The sequence below is a fragment of the Telluria mixta genome, from assembly GCF_029223865.1.
Classification (GTDB): domain Bacteria; phylum Pseudomonadota; class Gammaproteobacteria; order Burkholderiales; family Burkholderiaceae_D; genus Telluria; species Telluria mixta.
Genome location: NZ_CP119520.1, coordinates 5,510,975 through 5,528,768, shown reverse-complemented (window position 1 = coordinate 5,528,768; position 17,794 = coordinate 5,510,975). Strand labels below are relative to the sequence as shown.

The 17,794-nt window shown below is 68.8% G+C and carries 15 protein-coding genes; 10 read left to right on the top strand and 5 right to left on the bottom strand.

The window, feature by feature from the left end; genetic code table 11:
• Window positions 1-75: 75 nt before the first annotated feature.
• From P0M04_RS24375 to P0M04_RS24345, 7 genes are all read left to right on the top strand, one after another.
• Window positions 76-1,290 (top strand): DUF4861 family protein, encoded by a 1,215-nt coding sequence (locus P0M04_RS24375; RefSeq protein WP_259449199.1) that lies wholly within the window; start codon window positions 76-78, stop codon window positions 1,288-1,290.
• Complete coding sequence (locus P0M04_RS24370; RefSeq protein ID WP_281042090.1) at window positions 1,218-3,965, top strand: exo-rhamnogalacturonan lyase family protein; 2,748 nt, start codon at window positions 1,218-1,220, stop codon at window positions 3,963-3,965. Before P0M04_RS24375 ends, P0M04_RS24370 begins: the two co-directional genes overlap by 73 nt.
• Window positions 3,966-5,261 (top strand): right-handed parallel beta-helix repeat-containing protein, encoded by a 1,296-nt coding sequence (locus tag P0M04_RS24365; protein ID WP_259449201.1) that lies wholly within the window; start codon window positions 3,966-3,968, stop codon window positions 5,259-5,261.
• A gap of 19 nt (window positions 5,262-5,280) precedes the next feature.
• Window positions 5,281-6,549 carry a rhamnogalacturonan acetylesterase gene (locus P0M04_RS24360; RefSeq protein ID WP_259449202.1) on the top strand — a complete coding sequence of 423 codons (1,269 nt, stop codon included), beginning with the start codon at window positions 5,281-5,283 and terminating at the stop codon, window positions 6,547-6,549.
• The gene (locus P0M04_RS24355; protein WP_259449203.1) at window positions 6,546-7,535 is read left to right on the top strand and encodes a glycoside hydrolase family 43 protein; all 990 of its coding nucleotides are present in this window, start codon (window positions 6,546-6,548) and stop codon (window positions 7,533-7,535) included. Before P0M04_RS24360 ends, P0M04_RS24355 begins: the two co-directional genes overlap by 4 nt.
• 113 nt (window positions 7,536-7,648) lie before the next feature.
• Window positions 7,649-8,080, top strand: coding sequence for a YsnF/AvaK domain-containing protein (locus P0M04_RS24350; RefSeq protein WP_259449204.1), 432 nt, complete (start codon window positions 7,649-7,651; stop codon window positions 8,078-8,080).
• 20 nt (window positions 8,081-8,100) lie between these two features.
• Window positions 8,101-9,267 (top strand): YsnF/AvaK domain-containing protein, encoded by a 1,167-nt coding sequence (locus P0M04_RS24345; protein ID WP_259449205.1) that lies wholly within the window; start codon window positions 8,101-8,103, stop codon window positions 9,265-9,267.
• Here the strand turns inward: P0M04_RS24345 and P0M04_RS24340 are convergent.
• The 3 genes from P0M04_RS24340 to P0M04_RS24330 are packed head-to-tail and all read right to left on the bottom strand — an operon-like array spanning window position 9,189 to window position 11,123.
• Window positions 9,189-9,758: a GNAT family N-acetyltransferase gene (locus tag P0M04_RS24340; protein WP_259449206.1), complete on the bottom strand. Its 570-nt coding sequence runs from the start codon at window positions 9,756-9,758 to the stop codon at window positions 9,189-9,191. The two genes, P0M04_RS24345 and P0M04_RS24340, sit on opposite strands and share 79 nt — an antisense overlap.
• A gap of 8 nt (window positions 9,759-9,766) precedes the next feature.
• The gene (locus P0M04_RS24335; RefSeq protein WP_259449207.1) at window positions 9,767-10,687 is read right to left on the bottom strand and encodes an NAD(P)/FAD-dependent oxidoreductase; all 921 of its coding nucleotides are present in this window, start codon (window positions 10,685-10,687) and stop codon (window positions 9,767-9,769) included.
• Window positions 10,668-11,123, bottom strand: coding sequence for an Rrf2 family transcriptional regulator (locus P0M04_RS24330; protein WP_259449208.1), 456 nt, complete (start codon window positions 11,121-11,123; stop codon window positions 10,668-10,670). Before P0M04_RS24330 ends, P0M04_RS24335 begins: the two co-directional genes overlap by 20 nt.
• 61 nt (window positions 11,124-11,184) lie before the next feature.
• On the opposite strand from P0M04_RS24330, the gene P0M04_RS24325 reads away from it, so the two are divergent.
• Window positions 11,185-12,504, top strand: a complete 1,320-nt coding sequence (locus P0M04_RS24325) for a GMC family oxidoreductase N-terminal domain-containing protein (RefSeq protein ID WP_259449209.1) — start codon at window positions 11,185-11,187, stop codon at window positions 12,502-12,504.
• Here the strand turns inward: P0M04_RS24325 and P0M04_RS24320 are convergent.
• Complete coding sequence (locus P0M04_RS24320; RefSeq protein ID WP_259449210.1) at window positions 12,470-14,644, bottom strand: glycoside hydrolase family 3 C-terminal domain-containing protein; 2,175 nt, start codon at window positions 14,642-14,644, stop codon at window positions 12,470-12,472. The two genes, P0M04_RS24325 and P0M04_RS24320, sit on opposite strands and share 35 nt — an antisense overlap.
• 169 nt (window positions 14,645-14,813) lie before the next feature.
• Here P0M04_RS24320 and P0M04_RS24315 point away from each other — a divergent pair, with 169 nt between their 5' ends.
• A complete protein-coding gene (locus tag P0M04_RS24315; RefSeq protein ID WP_259449211.1) occupies window positions 14,814-16,289 on the top strand; it encodes a tryptophan halogenase family protein in 1,476 nt (491 codons plus the stop codon).
• A gap of 100 nt (window positions 16,290-16,389) precedes the next feature.
• Here P0M04_RS24315 and P0M04_RS24310 read toward each other — a convergent pair whose 3' ends face one another.
• A complete protein-coding gene (locus P0M04_RS24310) occupies window positions 16,390-17,046 on the bottom strand; it encodes a TetR/AcrR family transcriptional regulator (protein WP_259449212.1) in 657 nt (218 codons plus the stop codon).
• An 84-nt stretch (window positions 17,047-17,130) separates the two neighbouring features.
• On the opposite strand from P0M04_RS24310, the gene P0M04_RS24305 reads away from it, so the two are divergent.
• Window positions 17,131-17,790 carry an O-methyltransferase gene (locus tag P0M04_RS24305; protein WP_259449213.1) on the top strand — a complete coding sequence of 220 codons (660 nt, stop codon included), beginning with the start codon at window positions 17,131-17,133 and terminating at the stop codon, window positions 17,788-17,790.
• The last annotated feature ends 4 nt before the right edge of the window (window positions 17,791-17,794 follow it).

Here is a 17,794-nt window from a genome sequence, read left to right as displayed (position 1 = left end):
AGTTGACACTTGCGAGGCGCCGAATCGATACTCGACGGGCATATTCCCACTGGACCCTTACGCCGCCCACGCACGATGAAACTTTCCCTGCCGCTGTTCGCCCTCGCTGCCATCGCCACGTCCACGCACGCCGCCGAGCGCCTGACCGTCACCGTCACCCACGATCTCGCCATCGCCCGGCCGGCGGAAACCATCGCCGTTCCCTGGAAGAGCGTCAACGACGCGCTGCCCCATGCCGGCATCCAGCACATCGTCGTGAAGGACGCGGCCGGCCGCGTGCTGCCGCACCAGGTGACGAACGTGGCGCCGGAAGCCAAGGACCCGCAGAAGAACGGCGTCGCGTACGGCGAACTGCTGTTCCAGCACGACTTCGCGCCGGGCGAAAAGAGCGCCACGTTCACGGTCGAAAAGACGGACGCCGTCGTGCCGCCCTTCCCCACCAAGGTCTGGGCCCGCATCGTGCCGGAGCGCCTGGACGACTTCGCGTGGGAAAACGACAAGGTCGCGCACCGGACGTACGGCCCCGCCCTCGCCGCCCCGGCGCCCGCCGGTACGGACAAGGAAGTGCTGAAGACGAGCGGCCTCGATATCTGGTTCAAGCGGGTGCCCTACCCCATCGTCGACCGCTGGTACAACATCGGCCACGACCACTACCACCACGACGAGGGCGAAGGCATCGACATGTACAACGTCGGCACGACCATGGGCGCCGGCGGGACCGGCATCTGGGCCGGCGGCAAGCTGTACTCGGGCATCAACTTCACGCGGTGGAAGGTGCTGGCCAACGGCCCCGTGCGCGCGATCTTCGAGCTGGCCTACGACGGCTGGGACGCGGGCGGCACGAAGGTGTCCGAAGTCAAGCGTTTCACGGTGGACGCGGGCCACTGGTTCGACCGCATCGACAGCACGTTCACGTTCGCCGGCAGCGCCCCGCTGCAGGCAGCCGTCGGCTTGAACAAGGCGCCCGCCGACAAGGGCGAGGACGGCAAGTCCACGTTCACGGAAGACGCGAAGGCGAAAGCCCTCGTCCAATGGGTCGCGCAGAAGAAGAGCGGCGATTTCGGCGTGGCCGTGATCCTGCCCTCGGCCGGCAATCCGGCCTTCGGCGCCGATGCGCGCAACGCGTTCATGCTGGCGCCGGCCACGTCGGGCCAGCCGCTGCGCTACTACGTGGGCGCGGCATGGACGCGTGGCAGCGAGATCACGTCGCGCGAACAATGGCAGCGCACGGTGAGCGACGAGGCCGCCCGCGTGGCCGCGCCCGTGCGCGTGAGCCTGTCGGCGCGCTGATGGACCGGCGCGACTTTTTCCGGGCCACCACCCTGGCCGCCGCGCTGCCGCTGGGCGGATCGGCCCGGGCAGCGGCCACGCCTGCGCGGCCAACCGACGGGGCGGCGCTGGCCTGGCTGGAAGGCGCCCCGGCCTTCAGCGCCGGCACGACGTTCGGCGTGCCGTGGCCGCGCGGCGCCGTCCGCAAGGGACAGCCATTCGTCGTCGACGGCGCCGCCGGCGAGGTGCCCGCGCAAAGCTGGCCGCTCGCGTACTGGCCGGACGGCTCGCTGAAATGGACGGCACATGCACTCGGCGCCGGCGGCCGTCCGGATGCCACCCTGCGCGTGCGTCCCGGCACGCGCCGCGCACGCGCGCACCATGCCGTCACCGTGCGGCGCTCGGCCGACGGCTTCGTCGCGGGCACGGGCGTCGTCGAATGCACGGTGCCCGCACGCGGCCCCGTCCTCGTCACGGCCATCCGCCGCGCCGGCCGCGACATCGCGCGCAACGTCCGCCTCGTTGCGCTGTGCGACGACCAGCCGGAGGGCGCCGCACGCCGCGCCGAATTCGTGAGCGAGATCGGGAAGGTCACGCTGGAACAGGACGGCCCGGTGCGCAGCGTGCTGAAACTCGAAGGCCGGCACCGCGACAAGGACCGTGCCTGGCTCCCGTTCACCGTCCGTCTGTACCTGTACGCCGGTGCCGAATCCATCCGCATCATGCACACGTTCGTGTTCGACGGCGACGAGAACAAGGACTTCATCCGCGGCATCGGCCTCACGTTCGACGTCCCGCTGCGCGACGAACTGCACGACCGCCACGTGCGCTTCGCGGGCGAGGACGGCGGCCTGTGGGCCGAAGGCGTACGCAACCTGACCGGGCTGCGGCGCGAGCCGGGTGCGGACGTGCGCCGCGCGCAGCTGGGGGGCGAACGCTGCCCGCCCGTCGCAGAGAAGGTCGCGCCGCTGCTGCACCTCGTGCCCGCCTGGGGCGACGTCTCGCTGTCGCAACTGTCGGCGGACAGCTTCCGCATCCGCAAGCGCACGAAGACCGGCTGCGGCTGGGTCGATTCGGCCTGGGGCCGGCGCGCGCCCGGCTGCGGCTACGTGGGCGGCGCCTCCGGCGGCGTGGCGTTCGGCCTGCGCGACTTCTGGCAGCGCCACCCGACGCAACTGGACATCCGCGACGCACACACGGACACGGCCCGCGCGACCGTCTGGATGTGGTCCCCGGACGCGCCCGCAATGGACCTGCGCTTCTACCACGACGGCATGGGCATGGACACGCATGCCGGGGAACTGCAGGGCCTGGAGATCACGTACGAGGATTACGAACAAGGCTTCGGCACGCCGGTGGGCGTCGCGCGCAGCAGCGAGATCACGCTGTGGGCATTCGAGGCGACACCGCCGCGCGCACGCATGGTCGAGATCGCGCAGGCGGTACAGGCGCCGCCGCAGCTCGTGCCCGCCCCCGCGCACATCCTCGCGACGCAGGTCTTCGGCGCCCTGTGGTCGCTGCCGGACCGCAGCACGCCGGCGCGCGCGGCCATCGAGGACCAGCTGGATGCGCGCTTCGATTTCTACCGCAAGGAAGTCGAGCAGCGCCGCTGGTACGGCTTCTGGGACTATGGCGACATCCGCCACACCTACGATGCCGACCGCCACGACTGGCGCTACGACGTGGGCGGGTTCGCCTGGGACAATTCGGAACTGTCGCCCGACCTGTGGCTCTGGTACAGCTTCCTGCGCACGGGCCGCGCGGACATCTTCCGCATGGGCGAAGCGATGGTGCGGCACACGAGCGAGGTCGATACGTACCACCTGGGCCGCTTCGCGGGACTCGGCTCGCGCCACAACGTGCAGCACTGGGGCTGCAGCGCCAAGCAGGTGCGCATCAGCACCGCGGTCTACCGGCGCTTCTATTACTACCTGACGGGCGACGAGCGCACCGGCGACATCATGCGCGAAGTGCTGGACGCGGACCGCAAGCTGGACGCCGTCGACCCGGTGCGCAAGCTGGCGAACCAGCCGCCCAAGGGCCCGTATCCCGCGCGGATCAGCTTCGGCACGGACTGGGCGTCGCTCGTGGCGAACTGGCTGACCGAGTGGGAGCGCAGCGGCAATCCGCGCTACCGCGACAAGATCCTCGCCGGCATGCGCGACATCGCCGCCATGCCGCACGGCTTCTTCAACGGCGACCGCATGGGCTACGAGCCGGACACCGGGCGCCTGCACAACATGATCGGCAGCGACGTGAAGGCGCTGCACCTGAACGCCGTGTTCGGCGCCGTCGAGATCTTCGACGAACTGATACGCCTGACGGGCGACGCGGCGTTCGAACGGGCCTGGCTCGAGTACTGCGAACTGTTCAACGCGCCGGTCGAGGAGCAGCGCCGGCGCCTGGGCGCGCCGCACGGGGCCACGCATGCGCTGTACGTCGGCCACTCGCGGCTGACGGCGTACGCGGCCTGGAAGCGCCAGGACCTCGAGCTGGCCCGGCGCGCGTGGCAGGAGTTCGCGGGCGAAGGCAAACAACGGCCGTTCCGCACGGTCCATGTGGCCGGGCCGGACGTGTTGAACCCCGTCGATGAAGTCCCGTGGGTCAGTACGAACGAGACGGCGCAGTGGGGCCTGGCCGCCATCCAGAACCTGGCGCTGATCGGCGCCGCGCTGCCACGCACCCAGGAGAGCTGAATGCATCGTTCCCTCGTCATTGCCGCTGCTTTCGCCACCGCGCCCGCCTCCGCCGCGACCTGGTACGTGGCCCCGACCGGCAGCGACACCGCGGCCGGCTCGCTGGCCGCGCCGTGGCAATCGTTCGCGCACGCACAGTCCATGGCGCAGCCGGGCGACACCGTGGTCTTCCGCGGCGGCCGCTACGCCTTCACGAAGGCGACGACGGCATGCGCGTCGCGCCGCGCGACCGTGTCCGCCATCGTCCTCGACAAGGGCGGTACCGAGGGTCAGCCCATCCGCTACTGGGCGTATCCGGGCGAGACGCCCGTGTTCGATTTCTCGGGCATGAAGGACGATTGCCGCGTCAAGGGCATCGAGGTCGTGGCCGACTGGATCCATCTGAAAGGCCTGGAGATCACGGGCGCGCCGCAGCAGCCGGACAACCGCCTGAACCACGAATCGTGGGGCGTGTGGATCGATGCGAACCACGGCGTGTTCGAGCAGCTGGACCTGCACCACAACATGGGACCGGGCCTGTTCATCAAGGACGGCGGCTGGAACCTCGTGCTGAACAGCGATTCGCACCATAACTACGATCCGTACACGTCGAACGGCGCCGGCCAGAGCGCGGACGGCTTCGGCGCCCACGTGAGCGCGGGCCATCCGGGCAACGTGTTCCGCGGCTGCCGCGCGTGGGCGAACACGGACGACGGCTTCGACCTGATCAACGCGTACTCGCCCGTGACCATCGAATACTCGTGGGCATGGCAGCACGGCTACCTGCCGGGCACGCACACGCCGCTCGCGGCGGGGAACGGCAACGGGATCAAGGCGGGCGGCTACGGCGGCAAATATGTACCCAACGGCGTGAAGCACGTCGTGCGCTTTTCCGTCGCCTTCGACAACAAGGTGTCGGGCTTTTATGCCAACCATCATCCCATCGCGCTGGAGTTCTTCGGCAACACCGCTTTTGGAAATGTTATCGATTACAATATGCTCGGCGTGGCCCCGGATGGCGGCCCCGTCTACCTGGGCACCCTGCGCAACAACCTCGCCTACCCGGCGGGTACGGCGCTGAAGGTGGAAGGCGCGGACAGCGCGGCCAACTCCTGGGATCTGCACCTTGCGTTGAAGCCGTCCGACTTCGACAGCGTGGCGCCCACCGGCTGGGACGCGCCGCGCAAGCCGGACGGCAGCCTGCCCGACGTATCCATGTTCCACCCGTCCGCCGCCAGCGCCGTCATCGACCGCGGCGTCGACGTGGGCCTGCCCTGGCGCGGCAAGGCACCGGACCTGGGCGCGTTCGAGCGCTGAACCGAACCACAGGAAGACCATGAACCTATCGATCCGCGGGGCGATCAGCGCCCTGCTTCTTGCCGCCTGCGCGGCCAACGGCCATGCCGCGGAAGGCTGGAAATTCGCCTTCGGGCCGGGCAAGGCCCCGGCCGGCTTCACGCCCGTCGACGCGGTCTACAGCACCGCGCGCGGCTACGGGCTGGAGCCGGGCGGCCGCCCGGACGGCGTCCACCCTTATTATTTTTCCGTCGACCTCCCCGAAGGGAATTACACGGTGACCGTGACGCTGGGCGACGACAAGGCCGCCACGACGACGACGGTGAAATCCGAACTGCGCCGTCTGATGCTGGAAAACGTGACGACCAGACCGGGCGAGACCGTCACGAAGACCTTCACCGTCAACGTCCGCACGCCGGCCATCCCGACGGGCGGCGCCGTCAAACTGAAAGCGCCGCGCGAAACGGTCGAGGAAGCGTGGAACTGGGACCCGCGCCTGACGCTTGAAATCAACGGCGCGCACCCGGCCGTGCGGACGATCGCGATCGCGCCGGCGCACGTGCCGACGCTATACCTGCTGGGCGATTCGACCGTGTGCGACCAGCCGGCGGAGCCGTACAACAGCTGGGGCCAGATGCTGCCGCGCTTCTTCAAGCCCGGCATCGCCGTCGCCAACCACGGCGAATCGGGCGAGACCTACCGCGACTCGCTCGCGCGCCGGCGCCTGGACAAGATCGTGAGCGGCATGAAGCCGGGTGACACGCTCGTCATGCAGTTCGGCCACAACGACCAGAAACAGATCAAGGATGGCAAGGGCGGCCCGTTCACGACGTACAAGGCGGAGATCAAGGCCCACGTGGACGCCGTCCGCGCACACGGCGGCCTGCCCGTGATCGTGTCGTCGATGGAGCGGCGCGGCTTCGACGCCGATGGCCGCGTGATCCCGTCGCTGAAGGATTACGCCGAGGCCGCGCGCCAGTCCGCGCAGGAATTGAACGTGCCGTTCATCGACCTGAATGCCATGAGCAAGGTGTTCTACGAAGCGCTGGGACCGGAAGGCTCGAAGGCCGCGTTTGCGGAACCTGCGCCGGGCCGCCTGGACAACACGCACCACGACAGCTACGGCAGCTACGAGCTCGCGAAGGCCGTCGTGCTGGGCCTGCGCCAGGCGCACGTGCCTGCCGCGGATTTCATCGTCGACGACTTCGCATTCGATCCCGCGCATCCCGACCCGGTCGCGGCATTCGCCGTACCGCCGAGTCCCCACCATACCGTAGCGCGCCCGCTGGGCGACGAGGAGCACAAATGAAACGCCGCACTTTACTTGCCACCTTCGTCGCGGCGCTTGGCCTGGCCGCACTGGGCGGCTGCGCAAGCGTGAAGCCGACACAGTCCAGCAAGGCCTACGTGTTCGCCTACTTCATCGACAACGGCCAGGACGGCCTGCACCTTGCCGGCAGCACCGACGGCTACCGCTGGGAAGCGCTGAACGGCGGCCGCAGCTACCTCCAGCCGACAATCGGCAAGGCGCAGCTGATGCGCGACCCGTGCATCGTGCGCGGGCCCGACGGCATCTACCACATGGTGTGGACGAGCGGCTGGAACGAGACGGGCATCGGCTACGCGTCGTCGCCGGACCTCGTCCACTGGTCGGCGCAGCGCGAACTGCCCGTGATGGCGCACGAACCGACGACCCTGAACGCGTGGGCGCCCGAGATCGCGTGGGACGACAAGCGCGGTGAATACCTGATTTTCTGGTCGTCGACCATCCCGGGCCGCTTCGCGCACTCCGAAGCGGCCGGCGACGATGCCGGGGCCAACAAGTACAACCACCGCATCTACGCCACGACGACGCGCGACTTCCTCACGTTCACGCCCACGCAACTGTTCTACGATCCGGGCTTTTCCGTCATCGACGCGACGTTCCTGCGCACGAACCGCGGCGACTGGCTGCTCGTGAAGGACGAGACGCGCCACCCGCCGCGCAAATACCTGCAGCTCGCGCGCGCCGCCGGACTGCAGGGTCCGTTCGAACCGCTGGGTGCGCCGATCTCGCCGGCCGGCCTGTGGACCGAGGGACCGACGGCGCTGCAGGTAGGCGAACAGGACGTCATCGTGTACTACGACGCCTACACGACGAAGCATTACGGCGCGCTGCGTTCGCGCGATCTCGTGCATTGGGAAGACGTCACGGCCCGGATGCACTTCCCCGACGAAGGCACGGCGCGGCGCATGCGCCACGGAACGGCGCTGCAGTTGCCGGCTGACCTGCTGGAGCGCTTGCGCCGCCCGTAAACCAGCCTTGCCTCCCGTCCTACAGCCTTGATTGTGGGGTGGCAACGGTGCGCGGGAACCACGGCTGTTGGAGTAATCTGAACGCTCCAACGTCGTGATCCCGGAGGCGCACCGTGTCTGTTGACTCATCCCAACTCAGTCAGGAAAAGCAGGAACTCGCGAGGGTGCCTGTCGTCCAGGAAGAGGCGTGGGTCGAGAAACGGATCGTCGACACGGGCCGCGGCGTACGCATCCACAAGACCGTCGCCGAACACCCTTGCCAGATCGACGAAAGTCTTCTGCGCGACGAGGTGCAGGTCAGCCATGTACCGGTGGACCGCATCGTCCCACTGGACCAGGCGCCCGCCACCCGTTACGAGGGTGACACGCTCGTGGTACCGATCCTTGAGGAAGTGCTTGTCGTCGAACGGCGCCTGCGCATCAAGGAGGAACTGCACATCACGCGTACCCGCCACGAGGAGCGCCACGCCGAGACTGTTCTGCTCAAGTCCGAGCATGTCAGCGTGGAGCGCTTCGACGAGCGCGGCGACACCTCATCCACATGATATTCACCGGAGGACGCATCATGCAACATACTCTCGTAGCAGTGTTCGACAACCGCAGCGACGCCCAGAACGCGATGGACGAACTGCTGGCATCCGGCTTCACCCGCGACAACGTGTATGTCTCCAGCGCCGATCTGTCCGGCACCACGACGACGACCGACACGACGCTGGGCACGACCCACGAGGAAGGCGTCGGCGCCTCGATCAAGCACTTCTTCGAAAACCTGTTCGGCTCGGACAACGACGAACATGCAACCCGCTATTCCACCGCCGTCGCCGGCGGCCAGCACGTGCTGACCCTGACCACGTCGTCGGAGCCGGAAGTGGAACGCGCCGCGGACGTGATCGAGCGCTTCGGCCCCATCGACATCGACGAACGCCACGACCTGGCGGGCAATGCCGCCTCGCTGGGCACGAGTGCCTACCAATCGCAGTCGTCGTCGACGCTGGCCGCCGGCTCGATGCAGTCGGGCACGCAGGCGGGCAATCTGTCGGGCAGCCTGTCCGACTCGACGCTGCGCTCGGACTCGCTGCAGCGCGACACCGCGATCGACCAGACGACCGGCAAGGCCGCGATCCCGGTCGTGCAGGAAGAGGTCCGCGTCGGCAAGCGCCAGGTTGAACGGGGCGGCGTGCGCGTGTTCTCGCGCCTGGTCGAGACGCCCGTGAACGAGACGGTGTCGCTGCGCGAGGAGCACGTCAGCGTGGAACGCCGTCCGGTCGACCAGCCGATCAACCCGGCCGACGTCGCCGCGCTGAAGGACAAGACGATCGAGCTGCGTGAAACGGCCGAGGAAGCTGTCGTGCAGAAATCCGCGCGCGTCGTGGAGGAAGTCGTCGTCGGCAAGGAAGTCAGCCAGCGCCAGGAAAAGATCCAGGACACGGTGCGCCACACGGAAGTGGAAGTCCAGCCGCTGCAGGGCAGCGCGCTCGACGACGACACCTACTACCGCAACGACTGGCAGACGAATTACGCCAGCCTGGGCGGCACGTACGACGACTACGCGCCGGCCTACCGCTACGGCTACGACATGCGGCGCGACGCCCGCTACCAGGGCCGCAACTGGGACGACGTGGAATCCGACCTGCGCAGCGACTGGGATACCCGCTACGGCAGCAGCGGCTCGTCCACGTGGGAACGCATGAAGGCGGCCGTGCGGTCGGGCTGGAACCGCATGACGTCCTGAGGCGCTGCCGGGCGCAACGCGAGCCGGTAGCTCAGCCTGTCCGCGACCCGTTGCGCCCCGAGGCCGGCATAGAAACGGATGCCGGCCTCGTTGGACGCCTTCACGTGCCAGTCGATGCGGCCGCAGCCCTGCGCGGCCGCATCGCGCGCGATCCACGCCATCAGGGCCCGGCCCACACCGCGGCCCCGGCTGTCGGCGCGCACGAACAATTCCTTCATCATGCACTGGCGACGGTGCGCCGGCGTCGGGTCGACGAGCGAATACAGCAGCACGATGGCCGCGAAACCGACGACGTTACCTGACGCGTCCGCCGCCACGACGAGCCGCAGCGGCGACTCCGGCGCCAGCAGGTTGTGCAGCAGATGCTCGCGCACGTCGGCGCGCGCGACCTCCGCCTTATCGTGAGCATCCTCGTGATAGTAGCGATACAGCTCGCACAGCAGGTCGATCAGCGACTCGTGCTGGTCCGGACGGACGATGTCTACGTGCATATTGCCTCCTACGCCACCACGGCGAGTTCAGGGATCAGCGACCGGTGCGCCGCGATGCCTGCCAGCGCGCCGTCCGCGACCGCGAGCGCCACGTTGCCGGCGGGCCGGGCCATGTCGCCGCAGCAGAACACGCCGGGCACGCTGCTCGCCTTCTGCGCGTCCGTCGCCACGTACTGCCCCATCGGACCGTTCTCCAGCGCGCAGCCGAGCTGCTGCGCCAGCGGACTGGCAATGTGCGTGCGCGTGGCGACGAACAGGCCCGCCAGCGGCAGGCGGCGGCCGTCCTGCAGGACCACATCGGCCCGGCCCTCGATGCGCGCGACCGGCGTGCGCTCGACGGCCACGCCGCGGCCGGCCAGCGCCGCCAGCTGATCCTTCTGCGGCTCGAAGGCGCCGTTCAGCAGTAAGGTGACATTGCCCCAATCCGGCAGCAGCAACGCCTGGTGCAGCGACGCTTCGCCCGCGGCGAGCACGCCGATGGCCCCTTCATCCAGCTCGTAGCCATGGCAGTACGGACAGTGGAACACGCTCGTGCCCCAGCGCGCTTCCAGGCCCTCCACGGGCGGCAACGTGTCGGCGACGCCGGTGGCGAGGACGAGCCGGCGGCCGCGCACGCTGCCGCCGTCCGGCAGCGTGACGTCGAAGCCGTCGCCGGCAGGATGCGCGGCGACCGCCGTGTCGTTCGCCCACGCCACGCTGGAGTAGGCGCGCAATTGGGCGCGGCCCTGCGCGGCGATGGCCGCCGCTTCCGCACCGTCCTGCGTGAGAAAGCCGTGCGAGCGGTCGGCATGGCGGTTGCGGCGCCGGCCGCCGTCGATGACGAGCACGCGCCGGCGCGCCCGCGCGAGCTGCGTGGCCGCCGACAGGCCGGCATAGCTGCCGCCCACGACGATCACGTCGAATGCGGACTCATTCGGATGGGTGTGCATGATGTGCTCCTCCTTTGGGATACTGCGCGTTGAAGCGCCCGGACAGTTCCGCCAGCGTGACCTGCGCGAAGCGCGCGAGGAGCAGCGCTTGCGCCTCCGCAAGCGCGTCGCCGAGCGACTGGTTGACGACCTTTTCGACGAGACAGCCGGGCTGCTCGACCCGGTTGCCGATCGCGAACACGTTCGGCGACCCGACCGCCTCGTACACGTCGCGCAAGGTCACGCGGTGCAGGTCGGCGGTCACGACCCAGCCGCCGCCATGCCCCTTCCCCGACGCCACGTAGCCCCGTTCGCGCAGGCCCGCCAGCGTGCGGCGCACGAGCACGGGATTCGTGTGCAGGAAGCCCGCCAGTTCTTCCGACGTCAGCGGGCGGTCGCTATGGGCCATGTGCAGCAGCAGGTGCAGGATCGATGAAAGTTTGCTGTCGGTTTTCATGTAACTTATGATAGTACATAACGGGTCGGCGTGCACGACGGCGTGCACGCTACAATGCCGCATGTCTTCCGACTCCACTTCCTTCGACGCCATCGTGGCCGGCACCGGCCCCGGCGGCGCCAGCGTGGCGCGCGAGCTCGCGCGGGCCGGTGCGCGCGTGCTGATGCTGGAAGCGGGCGGCGCCGCGCCGCTCGCGGGCACCCTGGCGCAGATGGCCGGCATGGCCGCCGTGCCCGGCAAGGGTGCGTTCCTGCACCGCGACCTGTCGCTGCTCGTGCGTGCGCTGACCACCGGCGGCACGTCGACCATCAACTTCGCCACCGCCGCGCCGCCGCCGGCCGCCATGTTCGCAAAGCACGGCATCAACCTCGCACCGGCGCTGGCCGCCTGGCGCGCGGAATTGCCGATGGCGCCGCTGCCGGACGACCTCGTCGGCCCGATGGCCGCCCGCATCGCGGCGGGGGCCCGCGCGCAGAGCCTGGCATGGCGCAAGCTGGACAAGATGATCCGCCCTGCCGCGTGCCGCACGGGCTGCTGGCGCTGTGTCTACGGCTGTCCGTTCGGCGCGAAATGGTCGGCACGGGAACTGGTCGACGACGCCTGCATGCATGGCGCGCGGCTCGTCACGGATGCGCACGTGACGCGCGTGCTGGTGGCAGAAGGCCGCGCCGTCGGCGTCGAAGCGCGGCTCGGCGGACGAACGGAGGTGTTTCGGGCGGGCCTTGTCGTGCTGGCCGCGGGCGGCATCGGCAGCCCGCGCATCCTGAGATCATCCGGCCTGCTGGACGGGGCCGTCCCGTTCTTCAGCGACCCCGTCGTCGCCGTGATGGGCACGGTGGACGGCATCGAGGGCGGCGGTGCCGAAGTGCCGATGGCGGCGGGCTATTACGATCCGGAGGGAGGCATCAGCCTGGCCGACCTCACGCTGCCCCGCCCCATGTACCAGGCGTTCGCGGCGCAGGCGGGCCGGGTCGACCGGCTGTTCGCTCACGCCCGCACGCTGACGATCATGGTCAAGATCCGCGACGCCATCCGTGGCGACGTCGGCCCGCGCTGGGTCGACAAGACGCTGGCCCCGGAAGACCGGCGCCGCTTCGACGCCGGCATCGCGCAGGCGCGAGGCATCCTGGAAGCGGCCGGCGCGCATCACGTCTTCGCCAGCCACCACTTCGCCGCGCATCCCGGCGGCACGGTACGCATCGGCCAGGCGCTGGACGCGGACCTCGCGACCGCCACGGCCGGCCTGTACGTGTGCGACGCGTCCGCGATCCCCGAACCGTGGGGCCTGCCGCCGACCCTGACCCTGCTGTGCCTGGGCTGGCGGCTGGGCCGTCACCTGGCGCGGGTCAGCGCTTCACGGGAAGCGTCGTCGTCAACCTGATGTCCGCTGACGACTCGCCGACCATCAGCTTCACGGGCACGGCTTCGACATCGAAGCGGCCCGCCTGCGTGTTCCAGTAAGCGAGGCGCCGGGCCGCGAGCGGAATGCGCACGGTGCGCGTCTCGCCCGGTTTCAGGTTGACCCTCTGGAAGCCGACCAGCGCCTGGCGCGGCCGCTCGGCCTGCGACTTCGGCCAGGCCGCGTACAGCTCGACGACGCTGTCGCCCGCCACCTTGCCCGTGTTGGTCACGTCCACGTCGACATCGACCGTGCCGTTCGCCGCCAGCGCCGGCGCGCTCGTGCGCAGCTTCCCATACCTGAAGGTCGTGTAGGACAGGCCGTGCCCGAACGGGAACAGCGGCTGGCCCTTGAAGTACATGTACGTGCGGCCGTGGCGGATGTCGTAGTCCATCATCGGCGGCAGCTGCGCTTCCGTCGCCGGCCACGTCGCCACGAGCTTGCCGCCCGGGTTGTAGTCGCCGAACAGCACCTGCGCGAGTGCCGTGCCCTGGTCCTGCGACGAATGCGCCATCTGCACGATCGCCGGCACGTGCTCCTTCGCCCAGTTGATCGTGTACGGGAAGCTCGACACGAGCACCATCACCGTGCGCGGATTCGCCGCCAGCACCTGTTTGACCAGGCCTTCCTGCGCCAGGGCCAGCGTCTCGCGGTCGCGGCCTTCGCGGCCGTCGCCCGGGTCGGCGCACGGCTTCGTGCCGGCGTCGGTCCAATCGTGCGCCATGTTCGGGCCGCAGGTCGGGTCGTTGCCGACCACGACGATGGCCACGTCCGCGTCGCGTGCCGCCTTCACGGCCGCGTCGTTGGCGTTGTCCGCTGCATAGTTCACCTTCACGTCCGGGCCCACGGCCGCCTTGATGCCGGCCAGCGCCGTCACCGTGTACGGCGCGATGCCGCCATACCAGTCCCAGTGCACGCTGTCCGCATGCGGTCCGATCACGGCGATGCGCTTGACGCCCGTCTTCGCGAGCGGCAGCGCACGGCCGTCGTTCTTCATCAGCACGATGGATTCCAGCGCCATCTTCAGCGACACTGCCTTGTGCGCGGCGCTGTCCCACGGGGCCGGGCCATCCTTGATCGCGGCGTACGGATTGCCGGCCGGCGGATCGATGAGGCCCAGTTTGATCGTCGTGCGCAACTTGCGCGCGACGGCATCGTCGAGATCGGCCACCGTGATGGTGCCCTCCTTCAGCGCCGCGCGCAGCTCGTCCTGGTATTTGTCGAGGTACTGGTTGATGCCCGCCTTCAGTCCCGCGACGGCTGCGGCCTTCTGGTCCGGATACCGTTTATACAGTTTTACCAGGTTGCCGATGGCGCCGCCGTCGCTGGAAACCACGTCCGCGTCCCACTTCCCGATCACGAGGCTGCGCAGCACCGGATGCACCCCCATCGGCGTGCCGTTCCACGCGTTGTACGACGCCATCAGGGCGCGTGCCCCGCCCTCCTCGAAGGCCATGCGGAACGGCGCCGCATAGTATTCGTGGAACTGGCGGTCGTCGAAATCGGACGTCGAGTTGCCGCGCCCGTTCTCGTTGCTGTTGGCGAGGAAGTGCTTCAGGAGTGCAGCGCCGCGCCAGTACTTCGGATCGTCGCCCTGGATCCCGCGCGTAAAGGCAGTCGCCATCGTTCCGACGAGGAACGCATCTTCGCCATACACCTCTTCGCTCCGGCCCCAGCGCGGATCGCGCGCGAGGTCCGACTGCGGCCCCCATTGCATCAGCATCGGATGCCTGTACTGCGCGCTCTGCGTGATGTAGCGGGCTTCCGTCGACTGCACGGCGCCGGCCTGGCGCACGAGCTCCGGGTCCCAGCTCGCGCCCATGCCGGGCGGCTGGGGGAACTGCGTCGTCGGGATGGGCTGGCGCTGGCGCTTCGACTCGCCGCGCTGCACCACGCCGTGGATGCCTTCCGTACCGCCGAAGCTGGGGATGCCGAGGCGCGGCACGCCGGAATCCGTCGACAGCGCGTCGATTTTTTCGTCGGGAGTCATCAGCGCCAGGATGTTGGCGATGCGTTGTTGCGGGGCCAGGTTCGGATCCTGGAACGGATAGGTGGCCGCGTGCGCGCCGCCGGCGCACAGTGCGGCGCCGAGCGCGATGGCGCGGAGGATGTTCGTCTGCATGCTGTCTCCTTGTGTAAACGTTTTTTGTTAGCGCGAACATCCACATCTTACCCCGGATTGAAACCGTTTTCACAACACTCGGCCTCAAGTTCATGTCCGGCGCTAAAAGTTTCTTGCGCGCCGTAAAGACATCAGTACAATCGTTGTGCATACAACAGGAGACAGCAGCATGACTTATGAACGCATCGTGGTCCTCGGCGGCGGCACGGCCGGCTGGATGGCCGCGACGGCCCTCGCGACGGGCCTGAAGGGCGCGACGGTGGAACTGGTGGAGTCAGAAGACATCGGCACGGTCGGCGTCGGCGAAGCCACCTTCCCCTCGATCCGCAACTACCACCAGATCCTGGGCATTCCCGAAGCGGATTTCCTGCGCGCGACCAACGGAACGTACAAGCTGGGCATCCGGTTCCGCGACTGGCGCGTGAAGGGCGAGGACTACTACCACACGTTCGGCGACTTCGGCATGTTGAGCGGCCCCGAGTCGCTGTGGGGCCAGTACCGCCGCCATCCGCAGGCCAACCTGCCCACGTTCGGCGAGCAATGCCTGCCGTCCGTGATGGCGATGAACGACCGCTTCTGCGCGCCCGGCAAGGATGCCGCCAATTTCAACTACGCCTACCACTTCGACGCCATCCTGTACGCCCGCTTCCTGCGCGACATCGCCCTGAAGCGCGGCGTGCGCCGCACCGAGGGCAAGGTCGTCGACGTGGCGCGCCGGCCGGACGGCGGCGTGGCATCGCTGAAGCTGGACGACGGCCGCACCGTCGGCGCCGACCTGTTCATCGACTGTTCCGGCTTCTCGTCGCTTCTGCTGGGGCGTACGCTGGGCGAGCAGTTCGTCGATTTTTCGCGCTGGCTGCCGGTCGACCGTGCATGGGCCGTGCCGTCCGCGCGCGTGGGCGACAGCCTGACGCCGTACACCCGCGCGACGGCGCTGGACGCCGGCTGGGCGTGGCGCATCCCGCTGCAGGACCGCACGGGCAACGGCCACGTGTTTTCCAGCCGCTTCATCGACGAGGACAAGGCGCGCGAACAGCTGCTGCAGCAGCTCGACGGCGAAGCGCTCGCGGAACCGCGCCTGCTGCGCTTCACGACGGGCCACCGCGCGAAGTTCTGGTCGCACAACGTGGTCGGCATCGGCCTTGCGACGGGCTTCCTCGAGCCGCTCGAATCGACCAGCATCTACCTCGTGCAGGTGGGCGTCGGCCGCCTGATGACCCTCCTCCAGCGGGGCGGGCCGGTCGCGCCGGGGTTGGTCGATGCCTACAACACGGGGCTCACGCGCCAGTTCGAACGCATCCGCGACTTCATCCTGATGCACTACTGCCTGACCGCGCGCCGCGACACGCCGTTCTGGCAGTACATGGCGGGCGCGGACCTGCCCGAGACGCTTGCCTACAAGCTGCATGCGTGGCGCGAAACCGGCGCGCTGCACCAGTACGACGAGGAAGGCTTCGACGGCCACAGCTGGCTCGCCATCCACGCAGGCATGCAGAACTGGCCGACGCGCAGCGATCCGACCCTGAAGCTGATCACCGACGAGCAGTCGCTGGAGTGGGTGCGGGAACGCGCAGTCCAGCTGGCGGAGGCGGTGAAGTCGGTGCCGACGCACCAGGAGTATCTGGCCAGGGTGCTGGGTCGCTGACATACGCTCGTCATTCCCGCGCAAGCGGGAATCCATGCCGAGTCACCGAAGCCGCTCAGTCAAGGATGCTGCAGGCCTCCTATGTATCGAATCCTGTCACTCAGTATGGGTTCCCGCCTTCGCGGGAACGACGCTCAAGCCTATCCATCCACGCACACAACATATCCGCGAGCGCATCCGCGTACGCCAGGATCTCCCCCGGCGTGCGCGGCCGCTCCGAAAACTGCTTGCCGACCGCCGACAGCGTGTCGGTCAGCAGATCGGCGGCCAGCGCGCGCGTCGTGTCCGGCGCCGACGGCAGGGCCTCGCGCAAAAACGTCCGCACCGCCTCTTCCCCCGACTGCCTGACTTCGCGCGCTTCCGGCGCATCGCGGTACAGCGGCGCCGCGTCGTTCAGCGCCACGCGCATCGCCGCCTCTTCGCGTTCCGACCGCACGAACGCGTGCACCAATGAACGCAACCGGTCCAGCGGCGGCCGCGCCGTATCCGCGAGGATGGCGGACAACATGGCCGTCGTCCGGCGCCATTCGTCGCTCTGCAGGCGGAACAGGATCGCCGCCTTGTTCGGGAAGTACTGGTACAGCGAACCGACGCTCACCCCTGCCTTCTCCGCCACGCGCGACGTCGTGAAGCGCTGCGCCCCTTCCGTCGCCAAAACCTGAACAGCCGCCTCCAGCACGGCCGCCACGAGCTCGTTGGAACGCGCCTGTTTTGGCGCTTTACGGGAGGCGATCTGGGGGCGGCGGCGTTCGGTCATCGGTGGCTCCGGGAATGCGAATAGAAAACCTGAAGGATTATTCGCATAATAACCGGACCCCATCAACCACCACAAGGAACCCCGATGACCACCCTTGCCACCACCCCCGTCGCCCCGCTGCTGGCGCGCCTGTTCGCCGAGACCGATGCCGAATCGCCGCTGGCCGCCTGCCGCGACCTCCCGCCCGACGAACTGCAACGACTCATGCGCAGCAAGACGGATTACCGCGACCTGTACGGCCGCCTGAAGGACCTTGCGCTGCCCGTCTCGCGCGGCACCGGCATCCTGCTCTACATGCTGGCGCGCACGAGCCGGGCCCGGACGATCGTCGAATTCGGCACGTCGTTCGGCATCTCGACCATCCACCTGGCCGCCGCCCTGCGCGACAACGGCGGCGGGCGGCTGATCACCAGCGAGTTCGAGGCGGCGAAGGCCGAGCGCGCGCGCGCCAACCTGGCAGACGCCGGCCTGCTCGATCTCGTCGAGATCCGCATGGGCGACGCGCTGCGGACGCTCGCCGGCGACCTGCCGGACGCCATCGACCTCGTCCTGCTGGACGGCGCCAAGGCTTTATATCCCGACATCCTGGCGCTGCTGGAACCGCACCTGCGGCCGGGCGCCGCGATCATCGCGGACAATGCGGACCACAGCCCGGACTACCTCGCGCATGTGCGCGCGCCGGCGTCGGGCTATCTGTCGATGCCGTTCGCCGACGACGTCGAACTGTCCGTGCGGACGGCGTGAGCGC